This window comes from Dokdonella sp., from assembly GCF_051958935.1.
GTDB lineage: Bacteria > Pseudomonadota > Gammaproteobacteria > Xanthomonadales > Rhodanobacteraceae > Dokdonella_A.
The window spans coordinates 19898-27479 of the sequence record NZ_JBQCFP010000055.1 but is presented as its reverse complement, the minus strand read 5'-3'; the positions used below and the strand labels follow the sequence as shown (position 1 = coordinate 27479).

The following is a 7582-nucleotide window of genomic DNA, read 5'->3' as shown; positions in this document are numbered from 1 at the left end:
GATCGCGCGCTGCGCGCCGAAGCGCTCGCGCAGCAGCAGTCGGCCACCGCGAACAGCGTGGTCGACTACCTCGTCGCGCTGTTCCGTTCGGCTTCGCCCGAGGAAGCCGGCACGCGCCCGATCGCGCCGCGCGACCTCGTCGACCGCGGCCGGCGCGAGATCGATACGCGCCTGGCCGATGCGCCGCTGCAGCGCGCGCGCCTGCTCGGCGCGCTCGGCAAGATCTACCTCGAGCTCGGCTTGCCCGACGACGCGGCTGACAGCCTCGGGCGCGCGGCCGAACTCGAGCGCACCCACGGCACGCCGCGCCAGCGCGCGGTCTACCTTTCCGAGCAGGGCTTCGCGATGAACCTCGCCGAACGCCCGGCGGCCGCCGAGCCGGTGCTGCGCGAGGCGATCGCGACGCTCGGCACCGTCGCGCCGGAGGACCGCCCGCTCGCCGCCGACATCCTGTCCACGCTGGGCCTCTCGCAGGCACGCAACGGGGATGCGACGGGCGGCATCGCGAGCGCGCAGCGCGCGCTCGACTACGCGGCCGCCGCCGAAGGCGGCGACAGCGTCCGCTATGCCCAGTGCCTTTATGCGCTCGCCGAAGCCGAGATGCGCAACGGCCGCTTCGAGGACGCGGAGCGCGACGCGCGGCGCAGCATCGACACGATGCGCAAGCGCCTGCCCGACGACGCCGACGAGGTGATCCAGGCGAAGGGCTTCCTCACCGAGGTGTACGAGCAACAGGGCCGCTACGCCGACGGCGAGCGCCTGCTGCGCGAGATGCTGGAGACGCGCCTGCGCACGCTCGATCCGGGCAGCGCATGGGCGGTCACCGCACGCAACAATCTCGCCCAGGCGATCCAGCTGCAGGGCCGCATCGTCGAGGCGACCGCGTTGTTGCAGCAGAACGTCGACCTCATGCGCGCCAACCACCAGGAGCGTACGCCCTCGTACACGATCGGCCTCAACAACCTCGCGAGCCTGCTCGAGCAGGCGGGTGACTACGCCACGTCGCTGGCTATGTTCCGCGAGGTGCTCGACAACGCGCTCAAGCAATCGGTCGACGCGGAAGAGCCGCGCCTGCCGATCTACCGCCAGAACCTCGGCCGCAGCCTCATGCTCAACGGCAAGCTCGACGCGGCGCGCGTGTTGCTCGACATGCCGGTCGAAGGCAATGCGGATTCGACCGACTTGCGCATCGAACGCGCGCGCCGCTTCGCGCACCTGGGCGACTGGATGCGTCGCAGCCGACGCTACGACGAGGCGATGGCCTATCTCGACCAGTCATCGGCGGCCTTCGCCGAACTGTATCCGCCGACGCATGCGCGCCATGGCGCGATCGCGCGCCTGCGCGGACTCGTGCAACGCGATCGCGGACACCTGGGCGAGGCCGAGTCGGAGCTGCGCCGCGCGGTCGACATCCTTTCGAAGAGCGCGGGGCCCGAGGCGAATTCGACCATCGAGGCCGAGCTGCAGCTCGCCGACGTACTCGTCGCGCGCGGCAGTCGCGAGGAGGCGCGCGCGCTGTACGACGCGGTCACGCCCTTGCTCGCGACACGCTTCGTCGAGGGTTCGCCGGCGCGCCGCCAGCAGGCCGAGCTCGCGCGCAAGCTCGGCGCCGTCGTCGCTACGTCCGGCTGACGAGGTCGGTGTACTCGGGGTGACGCTGGATCCACACGGCCGCGTACGAGCACGCGGGCACGACGCGCCAGCCTTCACGGCGCGCGGTGTCGAACGCCGCGGTCACGAGCGCCGCCGCGATACCCCGGCCTCCGACCTGCGACGGCACTCCGGTGTGGGTGATCGTCATCACGCCGTCGCCGAGCTCGTATTCGAGTACGCACGAGACGCCGTCGACGACGGCCTCGAAGCGGCGCAGCGCCGCGTTATGCACGACATCCACTGGCAGGGTCCTCGCGGTGAAGCGCGACGATTCGCGCGGAGTCGCCAAGATACGTGTTTTCGCGCGCGCATGCGCGGTGTACGCCCGGCGGTGCACCGCCAGGCGAGTGCTGCCTCTCGGCGCGCCGGCTCGCCGTGCCGTTCCGCCGGCAGGTCGGCACGGGCACGGAGGAACCAGCCTGATCTCGCGCGCGAGTTCCGCGGGTTCTCCGGCACGACCCCGACCGCCTGCGTCGCGCGCCGGGGTGCCGACGTGAACCACATGGCGATCGGCTGACGCATCCGGAATCTGCAAGACGCAGTCCGGCGCCGGCGCTACGCTGCCCGCACCGCCATCGAAGGACCCGCCCATGCCCACGCTCGCCGCCCACACGACCTCGACGATCATCCCGTGCCTGCGCTATCGCGATGCGCCCGCCGCGATCGAATGGCTCTGCCGCGCATTCGGGTTCGAGAAGCACGCCGTGCATGCCGAGGGCGACGTCGTGCAGCACGCCCAGCTCGTGTTCGGCAACGGCATGATCATGCTCGGCTCGGTCGCGAACCGCAGCGCGTGGAGCGAGCACATCGCGCAGCCGGACGAGATCGGCGGCCGCGAAACACAGTGCCCCTGCGTGATCGTCGCCGACTGCGACGCACACTACGCACGCGCGAAGGCCGCAGGTGCCGTCATCGTCGACGAACTCGAACACAAGGACTACGGCGGCGCCGGCTATTCCTGCCGCGACCCCGAGGGCCACCTCTGGTGGTTCGGCAGCTACGACCCATGGGTACCGGGGAAGCAGGCCTGAAGTCGCCGAGGTGCTCCCTGGAGAAGCTTGAAAAATGCAGCACACGAAGAATGCAGGCAGGGAGGATCTCTCCATCTCGAAAAGCTTCTCCTCCGTGTGCTCCGTGTTCCATGCGTAATTTGCTCGTCCGTGTCCAAGCAGGGGCTACGGTTCGTCGCGGCGGCCGAGGATGATGCGCGCGTGGCGCTGGTAGGTGAAATACGACCAGATCCACTCCGCCATCACGACGAGGCGATTGCGGAAGCCGATCAGGAAGAACACGTGCGCCCACAGCCAGAAGAACCAGGCGGGTGCGCCGGAAAATCGTACGCGACCGAGATCGACCACGGCCGCCATCCGCCCGACCGTGGCGAGGTTGCCATAGTCGCGGTAGCGGAACGCGCGCGTCGGACGGCCGGCGATGCGTTCGCGGATCATTGCGGCCGCGTGCGCGCCCATCTGCTTCGCGGCCGGCGCGACGCCGGGCACGGGCTTGCCGTCCTGCGCCACGGTCGCGAGGTCGCCGACGACGAAGACCTCGGGATGCGTGGGCAGGGACAGATCCGGCGCGACGCGCACGCGACCGGCGCGGTCGCATTCGGCGCCGAGTTGCGCACCGAGCGGCGACGCGGCGACGCCGGCGGCCCAGATCACCGTGCGCGCGTCGATGCGTTCACCACCAAGGTCGACGCCGCGTGCATCGATCGCGGTCACCGCCTTGCCGAGGTGCACGCTGACGCCGAGCCGCTCAAGTTGCCGGCGCGCGCGAACCGACAGCACCTCCGGCATCGAGGCGAGCACGCGCGGACCCGCTTCGACCAGATGGATCTGCGAACGGCGCGGGTCGCTGCGCCGGAATTCGCGCGGCAACGCATGCCGCGCGATCTCGGCGAGCGTGCCCGCGAGTTCCACGCCGGTCGGCCCGCCGCCGATGATGACGAAGTCCAGCCACTCGGCCTGCTCGCGCGGATCCACGGCGCGCTCGGCCGCCTCGAACGCCTCGAGCATGTGCCGGCGGATGTAGAGCGCATCGTCGAGCGTCTTCAACCCCGGCGCGTGACGCGCCCAGTCGTCATGGCCGAAATACGCGTGCCGCGCGCCGCTCGCGACGACGAGGTAGTCGTAGGCGAGCGCGTCCGCATCGAAGCGGACGCGGCGCTGCGCAACGTCGATTTCACGCGCTACATCCATGCGCACGGTCACGTTGCGCTGGCGCCGGAGGATGTGGCGCAGCGGCGCGGCGATGTCGGGCGACGACAGTCCGGCCATCGCGACCTGGTAGAGCAGCGGCTGGAACAGATGGTGGTTCGTACGATCGACGAGGGTCACGCGTACCGGCGCCGAGGCGAGCGCGCGCGTCGCCCACAAGCCGCCGAAGCCGCCGCCGATGATGAGTACGTGGGGTGGCGCGGTGTCGGTCATCAGCGGGTCGCATCGTCCTCGGAACCGCGATCTTGCCGCACCGGCGGCGCCGCTGCAGCCGTGCGCGCGACACGACGGTCGAACGCGACCAGGAACAGGCCTGCGGCGACGAACAGCAGTGCGATCACGCCCGCGTTACGCAGCACGACCGCATACCCGAGTGCGTCGACGTCGATGAAGGGATAGGGGTACTCGTGCAGCCACGCGCCGCGCACGAGGCTCCAGGCAAGGAACGCCGCGGGGAACGGCAGCATGCGCAGCGGATCCGTCCAACCGAGCCGCCCGTGCGGCACGCAGGCGAGCCACCAGCCGACGAACAGCGCGGGCACGACGTAGTGCAAGGCGAGATCGGCGACGCGCTGCAGGCCACGTGGCGACCAGGTCGATGCGAGCAGGAAATGATAGATCGCGCAGACGATCGCGATCGAAAGCGCGGTACCGCCCTGCACGCGCGCGCTCCGGAAGAAGCGCTGCCACGGCGCATCGCCGTCCCGCCATGCCGCGCTCGCCGCGAGTGCGACGGCGAGGTTGGTGAGGATCGTGAAGAAGCTGAAGTAGCGCAGCGTGCCGAACCACGGCCCGACGCCGTCCCAGGCGACAGCGATCAGCAGCGCGTACTGCAGCAGCAGCGCGGACGTGGCGACGACCGCGATCACGAGTGCAAGGCTGCGTCCTGCGGATGGCATCGGTTCACCTGCTGGCGTGGCATCGGCTCGCCTGCGCTGCCATCATAGCGGCGCCCTCGACGACGATCACGATGCGATGAATGCGACCTCCTCAGACCTCTTCGCGCGCGCGCCGGCGACCACCTCCATTCGCGTCGGCATCGGCGGCTGGACCTATGCGCCCTGGCGCGACAACTTCTACCCGGCGGGCCTCGTGCAGCGACGCGAGCTCGAGTATGCGAGCCGGCACGTCAGCTCGATCGAGATCAACGGCACCTACTACGGCGCGCAGAAGCCGGCCACCTACGCGAAGTGGCGCAGCGAAACGCCCGACGGTTTCGTCTTCTCGCTGAAGGCGCCGCGCTTCAGTACGGACCGACGCGTGCTCGCCGATGCGGGCAAGACCATCGATGCGTTCGTCCGCGGCGGCCTCGCCGAACTCGGCGACCGCCTCGGCCCGATCAACTGGCAGTTCACGCCGGCGAAGGCGTTCGAGCACGACGACTTCGCGGCGTTCCTCGACCTGCTGCCGCACGAACTCGACGGCCGGCCGCTGCGCCACGTGCTCGAGGTGCGCCATGCGTCGTTCGATTGCGCGCAATACCTCGCGCTCGCGCGCGAGCGCCGCATCGCGACCGTGTTCACCGATTCGCCGAAATTCCCTTCATTTGCCGACGTCACCGGCGAGTTCGTCTACGCGCGCCTGATGCGCACCGAAAGCGGGAATGCGACCGGCTATGCGGGCGCCGCACTCGACGCCTGGGCCGGGCGCGCACGCACCTGGGCCGCGGGTCGCGACCCGGCCGATCTGCCGCGCATCGAGGCGCCACGAGATGCCGGCGCTCGCGACGTGTTCATCTATTTCATCAGCGCGGCCAAGGAGCGCAATCCCGCCGCGGCGACGGCCCTGCTGTCACGGCTGTGAGCGCGGCGGTGCCGACGACTTGGCGGATGAAAGCCAGGGCTGCAGCGACACCGACCAGATGTTGTAGTTGCCGTCGTCCCAGGCGAGCATGCGTGCGGTGTCGGTTTGCGCCTGTGCGCGCGAGCGAGGGAAGGCGACCGGCACGACGCGTTCGCTGCTGAAGTACACGGTCGCATGGTCGGGGCCGAGGCGCGGCTCCGCGTCGGAACCGCTGCTGTTGATCCGCTCGCCGAGCCAGACCGGTTCCTTCCAGCCGTCGCCGTCGCGGAATGCGATGAAGAGGTCGATGCCGACATTCGGCCGGCGGCCCGAGCCGAACACGACGAACGATTCGTCCGGGGCCACCGCGGGATCGACGTCGGTCGTGCCGCCGTCGCTGAAGGGCAACGGCTCGGCGGCGTGGTATCGGCCGTCGCGAAACGGTGCGCGATAGAGGCGGAACCTGCCGCTCGTCGCGTCAGTGGTCATGAACCAGAGGCTGCCGTCGGCCGCGACGCTCGGCGCGAACGTCGACGGGTTCGGATTGACCGCATCCGGCAGTCGCACCGGCTCGCTCCAGCCGCCGCCCTTGCGTTCGACGCGCCACAGATTGCCGCCCTTCTGCACGCCGCCATTGTAGGTCGCCTCGATCGGCGCGCCGCCTGCGGCAGCGGGCCGGTTCGAGACGAACACGAGCCACGAACCGTCCGGTGCGAACGCGGGCTCCATGTCGTTCCATTCGCCCGAGAACGGCGCCACCTGCGGCTCGGACCAGCGCTCGCCGCGCCGGCGCGAGACGAAGATCGTCGATTGCGCGGCGTTGCTGCGCGTGAAGTAGACGCTGGTGCCATCCGGCGAAAACGCGGGCGCCGAATCATGCGCGGGGCCGGAGATCGTGGCGGGTGCGAACACCACCGGTGAGCCGGGCGCCGTATCGGTGGCCGGCGGATCGGATCCGGCGGCAGCACCTGCATGCATCATCGCCAGCACCATCGCTCCCGCCGCCGTCGCCCGTCGCATCGTCATGCCGTTTTTCCGTCGTGGTGCCCGGCGCTTGTGGACCGTATCCGGCGACGATCGTTCCCGCATTCAGATGGGCTGCCACGGATGCATCGCCATGCATGCGTCGAGCAACGCGTCGAGGTCCCCATCGACTGCGAACGCGGTTTCGTCGATGCGTGCGATCGGCATCATCGCGCACGACGTGTTGGTGAAGAATGCGGAGCGGAAGGCGGCGATGTCGGCGAGCGCGACGCCGCGCACGGCCATCGGCACGCCGCGCCGGCGCAGGCCGTCCTGCAGCAGTTGCATCGATACGCCGGCCAGCGCGGGCGCATCCGGCCAGACGATGCGCTCGCCGTCGAAGAAGCCGACGTTCCAGATGGATCCTTCCGCGATCGCGCCGCGTGCATCGACGAACAACGCATCGTCGTATCCGGCGGCCTGCGCGAGCCGCTTCTGGTGGTACAGGCCGAACGTGCCGACGTGCTTGATGTGCGGCGCCTCGCGCTGGTAGTGCACGCTGCGCACGCGCAGCGGCCGCCGCTCGAGCGCGCGCGCCGGAGAAGTCGCGACGAGCACATCCGGAGAGGCCGGCCGCAGCAGCAGATCGCGGTCGAGCGCGCGCGAGAACACGGTCACGCGCAGCGACGACGCACCACGCGTAGCCGCGACCGCCTGGCGCATCCAGGCACGCGTCGCGTCGAGGTCGAGATCGGCCCCGAACAGCTCGCGCGTCGCGTGCCGCAACCGATCGAGGTGCAGGTCGAGGCCGCGCACGCCGCCGTCCAACACCTGCATCGAGCTGAAGTGGCCGTAATTGACGAGGGCCAGCGAACGCAGGCCATCGACATCGACGGGCCGCCCGTTGAGTTCCATGCGCATGCTCATGCCGCTCCCGCGCGAATGACGGTTGACGCTGCCACGAC

General features: G+C 70.0%; 8 protein-coding genes. 3 read left to right on the top strand and 5 right to left on the bottom strand.

Features of this window, described 5'->3' with window-relative positions; translation table 11 throughout:
* Positions 1–1632: tetratricopeptide repeat protein (locus ACTHK2_RS04940; protein WP_440244588.1), on the top strand; the 1632-nt coding region annotated here is incomplete at its 5' end.
* Here the strand turns inward: ACTHK2_RS04940 and ACTHK2_RS04935 are convergent.
* Complete coding sequence (locus tag ACTHK2_RS04935) at positions 1619–1900, bottom strand: GNAT family N-acetyltransferase (protein WP_440244590.1); 282 nt, start codon at positions 1898–1900, stop codon at positions 1619–1621. The two genes, ACTHK2_RS04940 and ACTHK2_RS04935, sit on opposite strands and share 14 nt — an antisense overlap.
* A gap of 343 nt (positions 1901–2243) precedes the next feature.
* Here ACTHK2_RS04935 and ACTHK2_RS04930 point away from each other — a divergent pair, with 343 nt between their 5' ends.
* Positions 2244–2684: a VOC family protein gene (locus tag ACTHK2_RS04930; RefSeq protein ID WP_440244587.1), complete on the top strand. Its 441-nt coding sequence runs from the start codon at positions 2244–2246 to the stop codon at positions 2682–2684.
* Positions 2685–2828: 144 nt separating this feature from the next.
* Here ACTHK2_RS04930 and ACTHK2_RS04925 read toward each other — a convergent pair whose 3' ends face one another.
* Positions 2829–4085, bottom strand: coding sequence for an NAD(P)/FAD-dependent oxidoreductase (locus tag ACTHK2_RS04925; protein WP_440244586.1), 1257 nt, complete (start codon positions 4083–4085; stop codon positions 2829–2831).
* A complete protein-coding gene (locus tag ACTHK2_RS04920; RefSeq protein WP_440244585.1) occupies positions 4085–4771 on the bottom strand; it encodes a Pr6Pr family membrane protein in 687 nt (228 codons plus the stop codon). The genes ACTHK2_RS04925 and ACTHK2_RS04920 overlap by 1 nt, the downstream gene beginning before the upstream one ends.
* A 76-nt stretch (positions 4772–4847) precedes the next feature.
* On the opposite strand from ACTHK2_RS04920, the gene ACTHK2_RS04915 reads away from it, so the two are divergent.
* Positions 4848–5675: a DUF72 domain-containing protein gene (locus ACTHK2_RS04915; protein WP_440244584.1), complete on the top strand. Its 828-nt coding sequence runs from the start codon at positions 4848–4850 to the stop codon at positions 5673–5675.
* Here the strand turns inward: ACTHK2_RS04915 and ACTHK2_RS04910 are convergent.
* Both ACTHK2_RS04910 and ACTHK2_RS04905 read right to left on the bottom strand, forming a co-directional pair.
* Complete coding sequence (locus ACTHK2_RS04910) at positions 5664–6680, bottom strand: hypothetical protein (protein WP_440244583.1); 1017 nt, start codon at positions 6678–6680, stop codon at positions 5664–5666. The two genes, ACTHK2_RS04915 and ACTHK2_RS04910, sit on opposite strands and share 12 nt — an antisense overlap.
* Positions 6681–6743: 63 nt before the next feature.
* Positions 6744–7544 (bottom strand): aminotransferase class IV family protein, encoded by an 801-nt coding sequence (locus tag ACTHK2_RS04905; RefSeq protein WP_440244582.1) that lies wholly within the window; start codon positions 7542–7544, stop codon positions 6744–6746.
* Positions 7545–7582 lie beyond the last annotated feature (38 nt).

What these genes read in the sequence shown, in the direction of transcription:
- ACTHK2_RS04910 (WP_440244583.1), bottom strand. Translation starts at nt 6,680, where the DNA reads ATGACGATGCGACGGGCGACGGCGGCGGGAGCGATGGTGCTGGCGATG.
- ACTHK2_RS04920 (WP_440244585.1), bottom strand. Translation starts at nt 4,771, where the DNA reads ATGCCATCCGCAGGACGCAGCCTTGCACTCGTGATCGCGGTCGTCGCC.
- ACTHK2_RS04925 (WP_440244586.1), bottom strand. Translation starts at nt 4,085, where the DNA reads ATGACCGACACCGCGCCACCCCACGTACTCATCATCGGCGGCGGCTTC.
- ACTHK2_RS04915 (WP_440244584.1), top strand. Translation starts at nt 4,848, where the DNA reads ATGAATGCGACCTCCTCAGACCTCTTCGCGCGCGCGCCGGCGACCACC.
- ACTHK2_RS04905 (WP_440244582.1), bottom strand. Translation starts at nt 7,544, where the DNA reads ATGAGCATGCGCATGGAACTCAACGGGCGGCCCGTCGATGTCGATGGC.
- ACTHK2_RS04930 (WP_440244587.1), top strand. Translation starts at nt 2,244, where the DNA reads ATGCCCACGCTCGCCGCCCACACGACCTCGACGATCATCCCGTGCCTG.